At 64.1% G+C, this 15565-nt stretch carries 15 protein-coding genes; 5 read left to right on the forward strand and 10 right to left on the reverse strand.

What is annotated here, in order from left to right:
• Nucleotides 1–63: 63 nt before the first annotated feature.
• A complete protein-coding gene (locus ISP20_RS01910; RefSeq protein ID WP_204634361.1) occupies nucleotides 64–1002 on the forward strand; it encodes a hypothetical protein in 939 nt (312 codons plus the stop codon).
• 45 nt (nucleotides 1003–1047) lie between these two features.
• On the opposite strand, the gene ISP20_RS01915 is transcribed toward ISP20_RS01910, so the two are convergent.
• The 5 genes from ISP20_RS01915 to ISP20_RS01935 all read right to left on the reverse strand — a co-directional run bounded on the left by ISP20_RS01915 (nucleotide 1048) and on the right by ISP20_RS01935 (nucleotide 6283).
• Entirely contained in the window at nucleotides 1048–2445 is a 1398-nt protein-coding gene (locus ISP20_RS01915) for a DUF1254 domain-containing protein (protein ID WP_204634362.1), read from the reverse strand.
• Between the two features lie 134 nt (nucleotides 2446–2579).
• Nucleotides 2580–3209 carry a glutathione S-transferase N-terminal domain-containing protein gene (locus ISP20_RS01920; RefSeq protein ID WP_204634363.1) on the reverse strand — a complete coding sequence of 210 codons (630 nt, stop codon included), beginning with the start codon at nucleotides 3207–3209 and terminating at the stop codon, nucleotides 2580–2582.
• A gap of 102 nt (nucleotides 3210–3311) precedes the next feature.
• Entirely contained in the window at nucleotides 3312–3911 is a 600-nt protein-coding gene (locus ISP20_RS01925; protein ID WP_239535167.1) for a GNAT family N-acetyltransferase, read from the reverse strand.
• 25 nt (nucleotides 3912–3936) lie between these two features.
• On the reverse strand, nucleotides 3937–5028 hold the full coding sequence (locus ISP20_RS01930) for an alpha/beta fold hydrolase (protein ID WP_204634364.1): 1092 nt from the start codon (nucleotides 5026–5028) through the stop codon (nucleotides 3937–3939).
• A gap of 91 nt (nucleotides 5029–5119) precedes the next feature.
• On the reverse strand, nucleotides 5120–6283 hold the full coding sequence (locus ISP20_RS01935; RefSeq protein ID WP_204634365.1) for a WD40/YVTN/BNR-like repeat-containing protein: 1164 nt from the start codon (nucleotides 6281–6283) through the stop codon (nucleotides 5120–5122).
• Nucleotides 6284–7027: 744 nt separating this feature from the next.
• Between ISP20_RS01935 and ISP20_RS01940 the strand changes: the two genes are divergently transcribed.
• Nucleotides 7028–8602, forward strand: coding sequence for a putative bifunctional diguanylate cyclase/phosphodiesterase (locus ISP20_RS01940; protein WP_204634366.1), 1575 nt, complete (start codon nucleotides 7028–7030; stop codon nucleotides 8600–8602).
• Nucleotides 8603–8611: 9 nt separating this feature from the next.
• Here ISP20_RS01940 and ISP20_RS01945 read toward each other — a convergent pair whose 3' ends face one another.
• Nucleotides 8612–9622 carry an asparaginase gene (locus ISP20_RS01945; RefSeq protein ID WP_204634367.1) on the reverse strand — a complete coding sequence of 337 codons (1011 nt, stop codon included), beginning with the start codon at nucleotides 9620–9622 and terminating at the stop codon, nucleotides 8612–8614.
• Between the two features lie 20 nt (nucleotides 9623–9642).
• Nucleotides 9643–10677: an alpha/beta hydrolase family protein gene (locus ISP20_RS01950; RefSeq protein WP_204634368.1), complete on the reverse strand. Its 1035-nt coding sequence runs from the start codon at nucleotides 10675–10677 to the stop codon at nucleotides 9643–9645.
• A gap of 364 nt (nucleotides 10678–11041) precedes the next feature.
• Between ISP20_RS01950 and ISP20_RS01955 the strand changes: the two genes are divergently transcribed.
• Together ISP20_RS01955 and ISP20_RS01960 are read left to right on the forward strand one after the other, a co-directional pair.
• Nucleotides 11042–11902 (forward strand): TolB family protein, encoded by an 861-nt coding sequence (locus ISP20_RS01955; RefSeq protein ID WP_204634369.1) that lies wholly within the window; start codon nucleotides 11042–11044, stop codon nucleotides 11900–11902.
• Between the two features lie 99 nt (nucleotides 11903–12001).
• The gene (locus tag ISP20_RS01960) at nucleotides 12002–12667 is read left to right on the forward strand and encodes a LysE family translocator (protein ID WP_204634370.1); all 666 of its coding nucleotides are present in this window, start codon (nucleotides 12002–12004) and stop codon (nucleotides 12665–12667) included.
• 35 nt (nucleotides 12668–12702) lie between these two features.
• Here the strand turns inward: ISP20_RS01960 and ISP20_RS01965 are convergent, their stop codons facing one another.
• The 3 genes from ISP20_RS01965 to ISP20_RS01975 are packed head-to-tail and all read right to left on the reverse strand — an operon-like array spanning nucleotide 12703 to nucleotide 14520.
• Nucleotides 12703–13326, reverse strand: coding sequence for a DNA-3-methyladenine glycosylase (locus tag ISP20_RS01965; RefSeq protein ID WP_204634371.1), 624 nt, complete (start codon nucleotides 13324–13326; stop codon nucleotides 12703–12705).
• 38 nt (nucleotides 13327–13364) lie between these two features.
• Nucleotides 13365–13874 carry a G/U mismatch-specific DNA glycosylase gene (gene mug, locus ISP20_RS01970; protein WP_204634372.1) on the reverse strand — a complete coding sequence of 170 codons (510 nt, stop codon included), beginning with the start codon at nucleotides 13872–13874 and terminating at the stop codon, nucleotides 13365–13367.
• A 16-nt stretch (nucleotides 13875–13890) separates the two neighbouring features.
• Entirely contained in the window at nucleotides 13891–14520 is a 630-nt protein-coding gene (locus ISP20_RS01975; protein WP_204634373.1) for a TetR/AcrR family transcriptional regulator, read from the reverse strand.
• A 100-nt stretch (nucleotides 14521–14620) separates the two neighbouring features.
• Here ISP20_RS01975 and ISP20_RS01980 point away from each other — a divergent pair, with 100 nt between their 5' ends.
• Nucleotides 14621–15562, forward strand: coding sequence for an aldo/keto reductase (locus ISP20_RS01980; RefSeq protein WP_204634374.1), 942 nt, complete (start codon nucleotides 14621–14623; stop codon nucleotides 15560–15562).
• The last annotated feature ends 3 nt before the right edge of the window (nucleotides 15563–15565 follow it).

Consider the following 15565-nt stretch of genomic DNA (forward strand, 5'->3'; position numbering starts at 1 on the left):
TTTGGAACGGCCGCAGACCCAGGGAATGCCATCGCCCGACGCACCCACAAGAGGATTGAAGTCATGTTGAATCATCGCTCTACGTACGGCCGCCTCACAAGGGCCGCCAGTGTGCTGGCCTTTGCACTCGCCGGTTTTGCCGGCAACGCCATGGCAGGGGATGCCGCCACCGCCGCCTCGGCCAGCCATGCCGTGACCTACAGCTACCAGACGCTGGACTATCCCGGTTCCTCGCTCACCATCTTCTGGGGCATCAACGATTTCGGCGAGCTGGCCGGGCAATACGCCGTCAATGGCGGCACCTCGCATGCCATGGCCTATCGCCACGGCCGCTTCGAGGCGCTCGATCCGGCGCTGATGGGCACCTATTTCAGCGCAGCGGGCGGCCCCAACGACCTGGGCCAGACCTTCGGCGGCTATACCGATGCGGGCGGCGTGCAACACGGCTTCGTAATCAGCGGAAAGCATGTGGCCACGGTGGACTTCCCCGGCCATCTCAATGCCAATGTCGACGGCCTCAACGATTTCGGCGCCATTGCCGCCGTGTACTGGGATGCCGATGGTGTGTTTCACGGCATCCTGCGCCGCGGTTTCGGCTGGGATACGCCGATCGACGTGGCCGGTGCGCGCGATACCTATCCGCTGGGCATCAACGACAGCGGCGAGATCGTGGGTTACTGGGATGTCGATCCGGCTGCCACGCACGGCTTCTATCGCAGCGCGAACGGCAAGGTCTCGAATATCGATGTGCCCGGTGCCGCCGCCACGGTAGCGTTCGGCGTCACCGATCACGGCCAGATCGCCGGCTACTACACCGAACCCAGCGGAGCGATCCATGGTTTCGTCGAGTCGCAGGGCAAATTCCAGACGCTCGACCTGCCGGGTGCCGCGGCCACCATCGTCACCGCGATCAACAACTTCGGCGTGGTTGCCGGCGAGTACTTCGACAGCAACGGCAAGCGGCACGGCTTCGTCGCCACGCCCAAACCCGAGCATCATTGAGCGGGACGGCAAGGCTCCGCGGACATGCGGAGCCTTGCCTCGGCATCAATCGGCGCGCTGGATCGATGGCGTTTTCCACTGACCGTCGAGCAGCGCGGGCTTGGGCCAGTAGTAGCGCATGAAGGTGACGAACGGCCCCTTGGGCGCGGGCAGCCAGTTCGATTCCTTGTCCTTGCCGGGCGAATCGGCCTGGATATACAGGGTCAATCCGCCGTCCGGATCGGTCTTCATCTGGCCGAGCATGGGCGAATTGATCAGGTAGCGATCGATCGGGTTCTTCACCAGCAACTGCTGCGGCAGGTCGTACATGGTGATCGACCAGAACGCATTCACCGGCGGTTGCTGGCCCTTGGCGAAGCGCAGCGTGTACTTGTGCTTGCTGCCATCGAGCGCTTCGCCCTGCGCGTCGTGGTCGAGAATGGGGTAGAGCGCTTCGTCGCGCGAGTTGGCGCCAATGCCTACCTGGGTGCCGGTAGCGCGCGCCACGTAGTCGTTCTTGAGGAAGGCGCGATCGCCGAACAACTGGTCGGTGCGGCCGTGCAGTGACGCACGCTTCGCGTCGATTTCCTTCTGTCCGTCGAGCATGCCTTGCTTGAGCGCTTCCTGCAGTGCCGGCGACAGCGCGGACGCATCGAACGGCTTGCCCGGTTCGATGCCGATCTCGGCGAAGCGCTTGCGCAAGGCCACTTCGCTGGGATGTGGAGGCAGCGTGAACTGCAGCAGGAAGGCAAGTTCGTTGAAGAAGGCCAGCGAGGTGCGCTCTTCGGTGGGCGCGATGGGCTTGAGCCAGTTCACCGGCGGCGCTGGCGGCGGAGCGGCCGTGCCCTCGAAGGCCGACAACGGCTGAACCTTGTAGCCCGCCTGGATCGTCTTCACGTTGTCGAGGTCGGCGGGATCGAACAGCTGCGTGCGCCCGATGACGCTGATCAGGCTGGTTTCCGAATGGATGACCTGCTTGATGCCTTTGGGTGTGCTTCCTTTCCAGCCGGGACCGGCGATCAGATAGTTGCCGCCGTCGTTGCCGGTGGTGCGCGAGCCGATATAGGCAAAGTTGAAGGTGTACAGATCCATCAGCTGGAAGACGAAGTAGCGGTTCTTCTCCATCTTCGGCACGCTGACCACGATCGGCTCGCTGCGCAGGTCCAGTCCCACGAACGTATAAGGCGTGTCGGAGTTGGGCGTCACGAAGGCCGTGTCGTCGGGCGTGAATACACGTGCGATGTTGAGTACCGAATTGAACGGTCCCTTGTACTGCGGATTGTCCTTGTCGACGCTATAGGCGTACATCACGCGATACGTATCGACCATCGGGATGCCGAACACATACGCATCGCGCGCGATGCTGCGCGCCTCCGCCGTGGAGACGGCCGCCTGCGCGGCGGGATCCAGCCATGCCGCGAGAGCGATGACGACGACACTGCGGCCGAGCGGGGGGCTCAACATGGCATTCTCCTGGACGTGATGGCGGACGTGGGCGAACGATGTTCGCCCAGCTTCCATGCCGGCCAGCCGCGTCACAAGCGATGAACTACGCAGGGATTTTTAGGTAGTTCTACGTACCTACCGAAGGGAGCCGCTCAGGCGTCCTGCAGGACCTTCATGCCCTTGATCACGGCCGGTCGCTTGGCGAGCGTGGTCATCCAGCGGTCCATCGACGGGCGCGTGTTGCGCGCGTCGGCCAGCAGCGTTGGATTGACGTCCATTACGCCAACCACCCAGGGATAGATGGCGATGTCGGCGATGCTGTACTCGTCGTTGCCGACATAGGCGGAGCGCGAAAGACGCTGTTCGAGCACATCGAGAAGACGCTTGGATTCGGTGAGGTAGCGATCGATCGCCAGCGGCAGTTTCTCCTTCGCGCGATTGGCGAAGAAGCCGAGTTGCCCGAACATCGGCCCCACGCCGCCGACCTGCCAGTTCAACCATTGCAAGGTGCTGTAGCGCGCAGCGCCGCTGGCAGGGAGCAGTTGTCCGGTCTTGTCGGCCAGGTACTGCAGGATCGCGCCGCTCTCGAACAACGTCACCGAGGTGTCGTGGTCGACCATGCCTGGAATCTTGCTGTTGGGCGATATCGCCACGAACGCAGGCTGAAACTGTTCGTCACGGCCGATATCGACCGGCTTGATGGTGTAGTCGAGCTGCAGTTCTTCCAGCGCTATGACAGGCTTGCGGCCGTTGGGTGTCTTCCAGGTGTACAGATCGATCATGGCATCCTCGCTGGGCGGTCATCACGCCGGCGCATGCTAGGCAATATGTCGTGACGTAACCATGCAGCCTGCGCCTTGTGCGCGTGTACACAACCGGCGGATTCAAGCGACGACGAGTCGAGCCATGAGCCTGGCTTTCACCTCGGGCCATTCCTCGCGCACGATGCTGTAGAAGGCGGTGTCACGAGGGCGACCGTTGGCTTCGATCTTGTCCTTGCGCATGACGCCCTCGAACACCGCGCCGATCTTCTCCAGCGCGCGGCGCGAGCGGGCGTTGTCGGCCTTGGCGCGGAACTGCACCCGGTTGACGCCGAGCACGTCGAAACAATACGCCAGCAGGATCTGCTTGCACTCGGTGTTGACGCCGCTGCCCCAGAACTCGCTGGCGATCCAGGTCACGCCGATTTCGATCTTCTTGTCCTGCGGGTGGATCTCCAGCAGGCGGGTGGTGCCGATCACGCGACCGCCATCGCGAAGGCAGACCAGGAACGGATAGGCCTTGCCGAGCGCCCGGTCGTTCAAGGCCGTCCTGAAGTTGGGATAGAAGATCGCGGGATCGGAGTAATCCACCGAGGTCAGGCGCCAGATCTCGCGATCACGACCGACCTCGAACAATTCGTCCAGGGTTTCCTCTTCCACCGGACGAAGTTCGATCATGTGACCCTTGAGCAGCAAGGGGTGTTGCAGCGTTGGCGTAGTCAAGATGCACCTAACAGTGGCGGTTCGCTCACGGGGCCAGCGGACGCACGTATTGCAGCAGCGCGCCCAGCATATGACCCGGTTCCTCGATCATCATCATATGCCCGGAGTTCTCGAACCAGACGAAGTGCTTGTCCGGCGCCTGCAGGCGCTCGAACCACGACCAGGCCACGGGCGAGGGAATCAGCTCGTCGTGGCGGCCTTCGAACAGGATGATGGGGCAGTCGAGATGGTCGAGCGAACGGAAGCTCGCCTTCGCCATCAGCGGCGCCACCAACTTGATGGTGAAGTCGCTGCCTTCGCCCCAGGCCTTGATGTCGGCGGACGAATAATCGGGCGACAGGTGCGGCAGGCGGTAGTAGAAATCGCCGTCCTGGCGGCCCGCGAACAACGCGCCGTAATGCACGGCCCACTTGCGCTCGCCGTCGATGCGATCGCCGGCAAAGTCGCCGGGATAGGGTTCGAGCGCCTTCAGTTCCTTCACCGCCGCGGTGTTGTTGTCCTTCAGCGCCTGCTGCAGCGTCCACTCGAACCCGTTGCGCTCGCCTTCGACGGGGTCGATGAACTGGCCCATGCCGATGTACGCGTAAAGCAGGTCCGGCCGCTTGGCCGCCACCGCCATGCCCACCACCGAACCCCAGCTGTGGCCCAGCAGGAACACCTTCTTCTTGCCGTACTTCTGGCGCAGCTGTTCGATCAGCTCGATGGTGTCGTCGCGGTAGCGATCCACCGTCATCGTCGGTGCGAGGGTCTTGGGATCGTTCAGCGGGTAGGAGCGTCCGGCACCGCGCTGATCCCATTGCACCACGGTGAAGTAGTCCTCCCACGGGCGCTGGAAAGCCCATGCAAAAGGCATCTCCACCGCACCCGGGCCGCCGTGGACATAGATCAGGATTGGATTGCCGCGATCCGCGCCGCGAACGTTGACGACCTGGCGTGCGCCACCCAGGGTCACCTCGAAGGTTTCCTGCACGCCGTGCGGCGTCTCGATCTTGTCGAGCCCTGCAATGACGTTGCGTCCGTCGGCGTAGCGATCGGTGGTGTCGTCGCCAGCGGGCGCAGCGAACACGGGCAGGGCAACGACCAGCGCCATCATGGCGGCCAGCAAACGGTGGATCATGGTTTTCTCCAACAACGAGGATCGATGATGCGAGCGACCGCGCGTCGATCGCACGGCCGCCGATAAGGCGCCAGGGTAGGTGCGCAAAGGGTTACGGCTTGTCGACGTGTACCGGCGTCGCCGCATCGGGCACGTCCGGCAGCTGCTCGCTGGTGTACTTGTAGACGTCCGAACCGATCGCGTAGGCGGTGAAGTGCTTGCCATCGGGCAGGATGCGGAACTTGTTGATCACGCGGCCCATCGCCACAGGGTTCCAGTGCGCGCCGCCATCCGTCGTTTCGAAGCCGCCCTTGTTGGTGCCGACCCAGCCCAGCTCGGCATTGGCGAAGCCCACGCCGAACTCGGTGACTTCCTTGTTGTCGACCAGGGCGATCTCGTTCCAGCTCTTGCCGCCGTTGGTGGTCTTGGCCAGCCAGCGCTGGGTGACCTTGGTATCCGTGTCGTAGTTCTGGATGGTGGCGTAGCCCACGCTGCGCGACGGGAAGTAGCCCTTCCAGATCAGCTCGCTCTTGCGCTGGGATTCGTACGCACGCTTCCAGTGCGCGCCGCCGTCGTCGGTAGTCACGATGACGGCGTGCGATTTTTCCAGATCCGCGTCGGTGCCGCCGAAGATCACGCCATGCTTCGCATCGAAGAATTTCACATCGACGATCATGGCCAGCCACGGTGTCATGTCGATGTTGCTCCAGCTCTTGCCGCCGTCCACCGAACGCAACAAGCGGGCCGGGCCGCCGACGCGACCGGCGGCATCGATGATGGTGCTGGCCGGGTTGTGCGCATCGGGATGAAGCACGTCGATGGCGCAGATGCCCTGCATGGGCGGGCCGGGGATGGTGGTCACCGGGCTCCAGTGGTCGCCGCCGTCGGTGGTTTCGTACAGCGGCGTGCTATCGGTGACGCCCGGGAAATAGCCGGTGCCGATGTTGCCGGCAAACCCATGCCGGGCGTCGACCATGCCGATGGCGCGGAAATAAGTGCCCGGTTGCTTGAGCACGTTCTGCCAGCTGCGTCCGCCATCCGTGCTGCGCCAGATGTTGCCCTTGCCGTTGACGTAGAAGCCCAAATCCTGGTTGACGAAGTAGATGTCGTCCTGCTTGCCCTTGTACGGCTCGGTGGGAAGCTTTTGCCAATGGCTGCCTTCCTGCGGCGTCAGCGGCGCGTCGTTGACGGCAGCAAAGCTTTGGCTGCAGGCCGTGGCTAGCAGGGCGAGCGCGAGAGGGCGAGCGAAATGGGCGAAGACCGCGTTGTTCGGCATGAAGTGCACCTGGCTTGAATGAAATCCCTGTCCGGGGCGGTACCTACCAGGCGTCGCGCCTTGCCACCTTCCGGTCCTGATCGATCGTTTCATCGACGAAGCCAGCGTCCTTCGTGATCAAGCGCGATAGCGGCGTGGGCTGGTTGAATGTCGATGTCTGTCTCGGTTGCGAATCGAGCGCGTGGCAGCTTAGCCAGCCCGACTCGCTTCATCCCGTGCCCATCGACACATGACTGATGGCATGACTGTGTTTGCGCGGTGCACGATGATCGCGACCGTGATTTGTTCTCGCAGCGCGCGGGACGCTGGCAGGAGCCGCGCCCACGCTTCGTCAGCGCGCCAACGACATGCTCGATCCATCACGATGCGTCGCAACATCCAGCGATGGTCGACACACACGCCACTGCTGTTTTAAGTTTCTCGATGTCGTGCATAACGATCGAAAACTTCGCGCAAGCTAACGCTCGCCAGCCCGCAGTTTCACTAAGGCGAAGCGTATGGATGGCCATTTGATCGAGCGAGAACGCAGGCTAGAACACCGTTTCGCAAGGTCTTGCGCTCAAGGCTTTGTACGTGCGGCCGAACAACAGACGGGAACGTGGTGAAGTCGCCACGCGCAGGGCATCCATGGCAGATCTACTAGATTCAAACAAAGGGCGCGCGCTGCATGCAGCGGACAGCATCGTCGAGCGCCTGGGCAAAGCGGTCCGCAACTCGGATCAACTCAAAGGAGCGGGGGCATTCATGGTGCGTCATCGCGTTCGGATCATGGATGGTTTTTCGATCATCCTGCTCACTTGCCTGCTCATCTACTACTGTTTCGAGTACGAGGTGTTCGAAGCGTTCTCGCGGGACGACGCGCGCGGCAAGTCGATCGACCTCAACGAGATGCTGCTGATCTCGTCCTTCGTGCTCGGCTGCATGGTGATCTTCACCATCCGCCGGCTGCGCGAGCAGAAGAAGGAGACGCGCCGGCGCGTGGCCGCGGAGCAGGAAGTGCGCGCATTGGCTTATCACGATGCGCTGACCGGGCTGCCCAATCGCCGCAGCTTCGACGATGCATTGCTCGCCGCCGTGAATTCGCCGCCGCGCGCGGGCGGCAGCCATGCGGTGCTGTTGCTCGACCTCAACGGCTTCAAGCGCGTCAACGACGTCTTCGGACATGCGGTAGGCGACGAAGTACTGATCCGTGTCGCGGGGTATCTCAATGCCTGCCTGCGCGAGGACGATCTGGTTGCGCGCCTCGGCGGCGACGAGTTCGCCATTCTTTCCAAGCATCTGTCGGGCCCGGAAGCCGCCACCAGCATTGCCTTGCGCGTGATCGAATGCCTGGCATCCCCCGTTACCACCGGCGACGCCCGGCACCTGATTGGCGTGGGCATCGGCATCGCGCTGGCGCCGCAGGACGGCACGACGCCGGCGGAAGTGTTGCGCAAGGCGGATATCGCCTTGTATCGCGCCAAATCGCGCGGCTATTCCGATCTGTGCTTTTTTGAAGAAGATATGGACGTCCACGTGCGCGAACGCCACCGCGTGGAGCAGGAGCTGCTGGCGGCCCTCGACGAAGGGCGGCTGCAGGCGTTCTACCAGCCGCTGGTGGAACTGAAGTCGCGGCAGATTCGCGGCTTCGAGGCACTGGCTCGCTGGAATCATCCGTTCCTGGAAGACCTCTCACCCGATCGCTTCATCCCCATCGCCGAGGAGAGCGGCCTGATCGGGCGCCTGACCGACCAGCTGCTCGAACAGGCATGCACGGACGTTGCCGGCTGGCCGGGCGACGTGGTGCTTGCGTTCAACGTCTCGCCCACGCTGTTGCACGACTCGGAGTTCCCGACGCGCGTGCTGGCGATCCTGGCGCGGTCCGGCCTGCCGTCGTGGCGTCTCGAACTGGAAATCACCGAGAGCGCGATGGTGAAGGACCTGAAGGCCGCGCAGGAATGCCTGGGCTTGTTGCGCGCGGCCGGCGTGAAGATTGCGCTGGACGATTTCGGCACTGGCTACTCCAGCCTCTATCACCTGCGCAACTTCAAGGTGGATCGCCTGAAGATCGACCGCAGCTTTATCGAAAGCATGTCGACCGACAAGGACAGTGCCGCCATCGTGCGCGCGCTGGTCGGTCTCGGCGCGGGACTTGGCCTGGAAGTGACCGCGGAAGGCGTGGAAACGGGCGAGCAGGCCCGGCTGCTGGAAGAGCAGGGTTGCGCCCAGGTGCAGGGCTTTCTGTTCAGTGAAGCGGTGTCATCGCACGAAGCGAGCCAGCTGGTGTTTTCGCGCTGGGCGAAGGAAGGCGAGGGCGACGCGCTGGCGAGCGCTCCGTAAACCGGATCGCTAATACTGCTTGAACCAGGCACGCAACTGATCGAGCCGATCCGTGCGTGCCAGGCCCAGCGCGAGCAGGATGCGCGCTTTTTGCGGGCTGAAGTCCTCGCCGGGAATGACGCCGTGCTCGAGCAGATAGCGCCGTCCCGCCACCCGGCCCGACGGCGCGCGCGAGCACTGCACCACCGCGATGCCCGATCGCACGGCTGCTTCCAGCGCGACTTTCTCGGCGCCCGTGGGAATGCCGGGAGCCAGTCCGGCAGAGACGATGCCGCGTGCGCCTTTGGCGATGGCGGCTTCGATGAAGGTCTCATCGGCACCCGCATAGGAGTAGACGATGTCGACGCGTGGCAACGCCGGTGCATCCGGCATGTCGGCAAAGTCGGTGGCCGGCGCGTGCGGTCGATCAACTCGCCGGTAGAAATGGATGCCGTCGGCATCGATCACTCCCAGCGCGCCCGATTCGGCCGAACGGAACGTGTTCAGTCGCAGGGTGGAGGTTTTCACCACATCGCGGCTGGCGTGGATTTCGTCGTTGAGCACGACCAGTACGCCGCGTCCGCGCGACTGCCGCGCTTTCGCCACCTGCAGCGCACCGAGCAGATTCATCGGCGCATCGGAACTGACGGCGCTGAACGGACGCTGCGCGCCCACCAGCACCACGGTCTGCGCGATGTCCAGGGTCAGGTTGAGGAAGAACGCGGTCTCCTCCAGCGTGGCCGTGCCATGGACGATCACGAAGCCCTTGAGCTGCGGCTGTTCGCGCGCGAGCCGGTGCAATGTTGCCCGCAGTTCGAACCAGTCGGCCGGCGTGATGTTGGTGCTGCCCACTGAGCGGAACGGCACCGCCATGACGGAGGCTACGGTCGCCACCTCGGGAATGCGCGCCAGCAGCTCGCCGATGCTCAGCTTGCTGCCGTGCTCGGGATAATCCATCAAGTCGAGCGACGAGGTACCCAGCGAGGAGAGCGTGCCACCGCACCCGATCACGGCGACTTCTGGCGATTGCGTTTCCTGCATGGCGGCTTCCCATGTCGTGTTCAGTGCGGCGAGGCGGCGTCCGGCTTGTGAACCGTGCGTGCCAGCCAATCGGCCAAGGTGAGGAAGTAGGTGGGATTGGCGGGCGCTTCGGTCTTCATCGTCTTGGAATCATAGGCCATGGGGTTGCTCGCGGGCGGCGGCATCATCATGTGGTCCGCGCCGGGTATCACATGGAACTCGACATTCGGATGCGCGGGGGCGAGTTGGGCCAGGCGTTCCATCGACTCATGCACCGATACCCAGGGATCGTCGGAACCGAACAGTAGCAGCACGGGAATCTTCAACGACACCAGCGGCGCGGTCGGGTCGTAATCCATCTCCGTGCGCCAGCGGGACCGCTCCGGGTGTCCGCTCACCGTCGGTTCCATGAAGAGGTCGTCGAACCACGGCTTCGTTTTCGCCTTGTCCAGCGCCGCTTGTGCATCGGCAGTGCTGACTGTTCCGCGCAGATAGTTCTCCACCGCGTGGCGGGTATCGACCGCTTGCTGGATATCCTTGGCGCCATAGCCCTTGGTGAAGAGGATATTGGAGACCGCCCCGGCCATCTGCTGCGCGGGTGTCTGCAGCGGCGCCGAAATGGAGACGACGAAGGCGGCATCGGGGCTGCGCGTGGCCGCCAGCACGGCGAGCCAGCCGCCCTGGCTCAGGCCCCAGAAGCCGATGGCGTGGCGGTCCACGTGAGCGTCGCCGGCGATGGCCTGTTGCGCTGCCACGGCATCGTCGGCCAGCAGCTGGTAGTCGGTATCCTCGATGTTGCCTTTGGATGCACCGCTGCCACGACGGTCGTAGACGAAGGTGGCGTAACCAAGGCGCGGCAGATCCTGTTCGAGATGGCGATAGAGGCCGAAGTCCCGCGTGGATGCCATCGCGGCATGCGTCACCACCAACGCAGGCAGATGGTTGGCATGCTCGGGATAACTCAGCGTGCCCACCAGCTCGACGCCATGACTGTTGAAGTGGATGTCGCGCGTCGCGATCCTGATGGAATCATCCTGGTGCCACGGCGATTCGGCGGCGACCTTGCCGGCGGACATCAGGCTGATCGCTGCAAGGCATAGCGTTATCGGGAAGCGGCGCAATCTTGAAGGCAACATAAGTACTCACACGGGGCGTGGGGACATCGCTGGTCCGTTCGTTACGGCGGCCGATGGTGCCGGCATGCGGCAACAGGCATGCCGCGCCGAGGCTCGGAGGCGGCGGCAGGCAGCTTATCGAAGGGACATTTGCCTGGCCTGTGTCGATGGACACATGACCGATGACCTGCATGTATCGACACGTCCGCCGCTTGCGGCGTCTCATGCGCCGCTCGTCACGGCGGTGGCACCAGTCGACACAGAAGCTTGGACCACGCGTTGACCGCGGCCTAGCCTCGGCGCGACTTTCCGAGGGATCTGCCCGATGCGCTCTCTATCCCTGTTGGTTCTTTTGCTCGCTGCGGGCACCGCGCATGCTGCCGAACCCTGGCAGCAACCCAATGACGCGTCGCTCGCGTTCTCGCCCGATGGACACACCGTCGTGTTCTCACGCGGAGAGGGCGCGACCCGTCACCTCTATACGACCGAGCGCAGCAACGCGGACTGGTCGGCGGCCGCCTTGCTGCCCTTTTCCAGCGACTGGATGGATCTTGAACCGGCGATGGCGCCCGACGGCAGCTATCTGGTATTCGCCTCCAATCGACCGGCGCACGCGGGTGGCAGCGCCATCGACGGCTATTTCAACGGCAAGCCACGACCGCGACGTGGCGGCAACCTGTGGCGTGTGAATCGCACCACGCAGGGCTGGGGTACGCCACAGCGCTTGCCGGATGCGATCAACGACGGCACGTCGATCTTCTCGCCGGCTCTGGCCGCCGACGGCAGCCTCTATTTCATGAAGCCCGATCCGCTAGGCGGCAAGTTCCGCCTCTATCTCAGCCGCAGGAAGGGCGGCCAATACCAGGCGCCGACGCCGTTGGGTTTCAGCGATGGCATCACCGGCGATTTCGATCCCGCGGTGGCACCCGACCAGTCGTTCATGGTGTTCAGTTCGTCGCGACCCCCATCGACCAGCAGCGGCAGCGCACTGTTCATTACCTTTGCCACTGGGCAGGGCTGGAGCCCGCCGCAACCCTTGGGACCGACGGGCATCGAGGCGCGGCTGTCGCCGGATCTCTCCACGCTCTATTACAGCGGCGACGATCAACGCATCCACAGTTTTCCGCTGGCCGACTGGCGTGCCCGTATGGAGGGGCACGGCGCAACTGCGCCGACAGCGAAGTAGCGTTGCGACGGGCCCGCGTGGCCGGCCAGGACGCACGCTGTAGACATTGGTCACAACTTGCCCGGCCGTCCACACCCGCGATCCATTGAGCCGATCATCATGCACGCTGCCTCCTTGTCCCTCGCCACCTTCGCACTGTTCCTGCCGGCCTGCTTTGCGCTCAACATGGCGCTTGGCCCGAACAACGTGCTGTCCCTGTCCAACGGCGCACGAGTGGGCATTCGTACATCGGTGCTGGCCTCGTCGGGGAGATTGCTGGCGTTTGCGGTGATGATCGCCTTGTCCGGCGTTGGTCTCGGTGCACTGCTGCTTGCGTCGGAGCTGTGGTTCACCGCGCTCAAGCTGGGTGGCGCGTGCTATCTGGTATGGATCGGCGTGCGGTTGTTGCGCGCTCATCCCGCATCGCTGCCGGCGGCGATGGCGGAGCGCAACATGCAGGAAGCCCCGGGCCGCACTGGCACCTTGGCACGGCTGGCCAAGCAGGAATTCCTGGTGGCCGCGGGCAACCCCAAGGCGATCCTGATCTTCACCGCGTTCTTTCCGCAGTTCGTCGATCGCGCTCACTACGCCGCCAGCTTCACCTTGCTGGGCACGACGTTCCTGTTGCTGGAACTGGTCGCCATCGGCATCTATGCGGCACTCGGTGCGCGACTTGGCGCAGTTGCCCATCGGACGCAGGCATTTCGCTGGCTCAACCGCGTGAGCGGAAGCATGATGATCGGCTTTGGCGTCACGCTTGCCTTGCTGCGCCGGCCAGCGACCTGAGGCGAGACATCAGCTCGCGGCCCGCGCATGACGAGTCAGCCGCGTTGAGCGGCCGTGCCGGAAACATAGCGACTGCCGGGCACGCTCCAGCGCCACGGATGATCCTTGCCGACGCTGATGCCGATGCGCGGACCGCCCACCACGTTCCTGGGCGGCGCCATGCCATCGTCGACGATGGCGAAGCCGTCCAGCGAGGTCACCAGATCGATGCCGTTCTGCGCGCCATTGATCGCCATCGCCTGGGTGAGACGGGCAGGTCCGCGACACAGGTCGCGGTCGTTCGCGATGCGTGGACGCGCGGCGCGCATCTGCGCAAGCCCCTGCAGCGGCTCCAGTGCGCGGATCAGCACGCCGCAACCGGAACCTTCCGGGCCGGACACGCAATTGGCGCACCAGTGCATGCCGTAGGTGAAGTAGACATACATGTGGCCCGGCGGTCCGAACATCACGGCATTGCGCGGAGTCTTTCCGCGATAGGTATGCGCGGCCGGATCGATCGCGCCGGCATAGGCCTCCACTTCCACGATGCGCCCCGCGCGACCATCCGCCGAAGCCAGCACCTTGTTGAGCAGGCGTGGTGCCAGCGTGGTGGCGGGGCGGTTGAAGAACGCGCGCGACAAGGGTTTTCCCGGCCAGGCCACCGGTATTCTTTCAGCCATCCAAACGCTTCCGTGAGTGCTGTCCGTCTTCGTGGCCATTACCGCACCGTGGCCAGATGCAGCGGCCGGTACGCATCGACCAGGCCGTCAAGCGAGAATGCGCGATTTCTTCCGCTGGGATTGGGCAACACCCAGACGATGGAACCTTCCATGGGCTCGGTTTGCCGGCCCCACGCAATCTCCCGTCGACCGCTCAGCGCGGCATACGCCGGTTTGCCCAGAAAGGCGACGAAGCGTGGCGCATGCCGGGCGATCTTCTGTCTGAATTGCGCCGCGGCAGTGGCGAACTCGTGAGGCGACAATTGATCGGCGCTGGCCGTCGGCCGCTGCACCACCGTCGTCAAGCCGTAACCGTAATCAAGAATGCGGCGATCCTGCTCGGGCGAAATCTCCATCGGGGTGAAACCCGCCCGATGCAGCACACGCCAGAACCGGTTGCTGCGGCTGACGAAATGATGGCCCGACGTGGCCGCTGTCATGCCAGGGTTGATGCCGCAAAACAGCACCGTTAGGCCTTCACCGATCCGGTCGGGAAGTTCGCTGCTCATCGCCGCCTGCACGACATCACCCGCACATCACCGCGATAGCCTTCTGCGCGAGCTTCTTCAGTTCCGTGCGTGAGCTGCCGGCGCGGGCGCGCACGGCCAGGCTGTGCATGGTTGCGGAGGCGAGCAGGGCGAGCGCCTTGGGATCGGCATCGGCGCCTACTTCTCCGCGCGTGCGCGCCAGTTTGAAGCGTGCCTCGAAATCGGCATCGAGCTTGCGGAAGCCGTCCGCGGCAAGCGTCTGGATCTGCTCGTCGAAGGGCGCTTCGGTAATCGCGGTGCCAACCACGAAACATCCGAGCGCCTGCTCGTCGCCGGAGAAGTAGATCGCCAGCGCCGCCTCGTAAACCTTCATCAAGGTCTCGGCCAGGGTTCCGCCGCTCGCGAAGGCCTTGTGCATCGCCTCGAATTTGCGCTCCCAGTAATGGGTGAGCGCCATGACGTAGATGTCGTGCTTGTCGCCGAACGCCGCGCGCAGGCTGGGCCGGTTCATGCCGGTGGCGGCCGAGATGTCGTCCAGCGAGGTGCCTGAATAACCCGTCTTCCAGAACGCCTCCGCGGCCTGGCGCAGGGCGGTTTCGGGCTCGTAGGCGCGAGGGCGGCCGCGCGGACGTTTTTCGGTCTTGGCTAGTTTTGTTCGTGATGGCATAAAAACTTGCCTCCCTTCGATTGTCGGATTATTATCCTACTCAGTACAAAATTCAATGGTGTCGGAGCCGGTCTCCGCGCACCGGCTATTGAGCACTGCCATGAGTTCGACCGAATACCTTCGCCATACCCGTATCCCGCTTGCGCACGGCGGCGGCGCGATGCCAGCCGTCGGATTCGGCACGCTGATCGCCGATCGCTCTGCGGCCAGCCGGTCGGTCACGGCGGCGCTGCAAACCGGCTTTCGCCACCTCGATGCCGCCGAGCGCTACCTCAACGAAGACGTGGTCGGCGATGCAGTGAAGCAAGCCTTCGACGCCGGCACGCTGACGCGCGAAGAGCTCTTCGTGACCAGCAAGCTGTGGAACACCAATCATCGCCCCGAGCGGGTCCGGCCCGCGTTCGAGGCAAGCCTTCGTCGGCTGCAACTCGATTACCTCGATCTGTACCTGGTGCACACGCCGTTTGCGTTCCAGCCCGGCGACGAGATGGATCCGCGTGACGAGCATGATCACCCGATCTACGACACCGGCGTCACCCTGGCCGACACATGGCGTGCGATGGAGCGACTGGTGGATGAAGGGCGCTGCCGGGCGATCGGCCTGTCCGACATCACGCTGCCGGCGCTGAAGGAGATTGTCGCCGTGGCGCGCATCCAGCCGGCCGTGGTGCAGGTGGAAAGCCACCCTTATCTGCCGGAATGGGAACTGCTCGAGTTCTGTCGGCAACACGGCATCGTGCTGCTCGCCTTCGCGCCACTGGGCCATGGCATGGAACCGCGCATCACCGACGATCCCCTGATCCAGGCGATTGCGCGTCGCGTCGACCAGACCCCGGCCCAGGTGGCGCTGTCCTGGGCAGTGCAGCGCGGGACGGCCTTCCTCACCACGTCCACCAACCCGGCGCATATCGAGCAGAACTTCGATATCGCACGGCTGCCCGACGATGCCATGCAGGCGATGCGACAAGGCATCGACACCCGCGTGCGCCTCAACGCGGTGGTGGAGACCGGCGTGCCGGGTTTCGTTCCGCGGCGCGCGTGAGAC

Source organism: Dyella kyungheensis (assembly GCF_016905005.1).
GTDB classification, from domain to species: Bacteria; Pseudomonadota; Gammaproteobacteria; order Xanthomonadales; family Rhodanobacteraceae; genus Dyella; species Dyella kyungheensis.

Coding starts and splice junctions, on each gene's coding strand:
- ISP20_RS01910 (WP_204634361.1), top strand. CDS start 64: ATGTTGAATCATCGCTCTACGTACGGCCGCCTCACAAGGGCCGCCAGT.
- ISP20_RS01930 (WP_204634364.1), bottom strand. CDS start 5,028: ATGATCCACCGTTTGCTGGCCGCCATGATGGCGCTGGTCGTTGCCCTG.
- ISP20_RS01980 (WP_204634374.1), top strand. CDS start 14,621: ATGAGTTCGACCGAATACCTTCGCCATACCCGTATCCCGCTTGCGCAC.
- ISP20_RS01955 (WP_204634369.1), top strand. CDS start 11,042: ATGCGCTCTCTATCCCTGTTGGTTCTTTTGCTCGCTGCGGGCACCGCG.
- ISP20_RS01950 (WP_204634368.1), bottom strand. CDS start 10,677: ATGTCCGCCGGCAAGGTCGCCGCCGAATCGCCGTGGCACCAGGATGAT.
- ISP20_RS01960 (WP_204634370.1), top strand. CDS start 12,002: ATGCACGCTGCCTCCTTGTCCCTCGCCACCTTCGCACTGTTCCTGCCG.
- ISP20_RS01940 (WP_204634366.1), top strand. CDS start 7,028: ATGGTGCGTCATCGCGTTCGGATCATGGATGGTTTTTCGATCATCCTG.
- ISP20_RS01935 (WP_204634365.1), bottom strand. CDS start 6,283: ATGCCGAACAACGCGGTCTTCGCCCATTTCGCTCGCCCTCTCGCGCTC.
- ISP20_RS01975 (WP_204634373.1), bottom strand. CDS start 14,520: ATGCCATCACGAACAAAACTAGCCAAGACCGAAAAACGTCCGCGCGGC.
- ISP20_RS01965 (WP_204634371.1), bottom strand. CDS start 13,326: ATGGCTGAAAGAATACCGGTGGCCTGGCCGGGAAAACCCTTGTCGCGC.
- ISP20_RS01945 (WP_204634367.1), bottom strand. CDS start 9,622: ATGCAGGAAACGCAATCGCCAGAAGTCGCCGTGATCGGGTGCGGTGGC.
- mug (WP_204634372.1), bottom strand. CDS start 13,874: ATGAGCAGCGAACTTCCCGACCGGATCGGTGAAGGCCTAACGGTGCTG.
- ISP20_RS01915 (WP_204634362.1), bottom strand. CDS start 2,445: ATGTTGAGCCCCCCGCTCGGCCGCAGTGTCGTCGTCATCGCTCTCGCG.
- ISP20_RS01920 (WP_204634363.1), bottom strand. CDS start 3,209: ATGATCGATCTGTACACCTGGAAGACACCCAACGGCCGCAAGCCTGTC.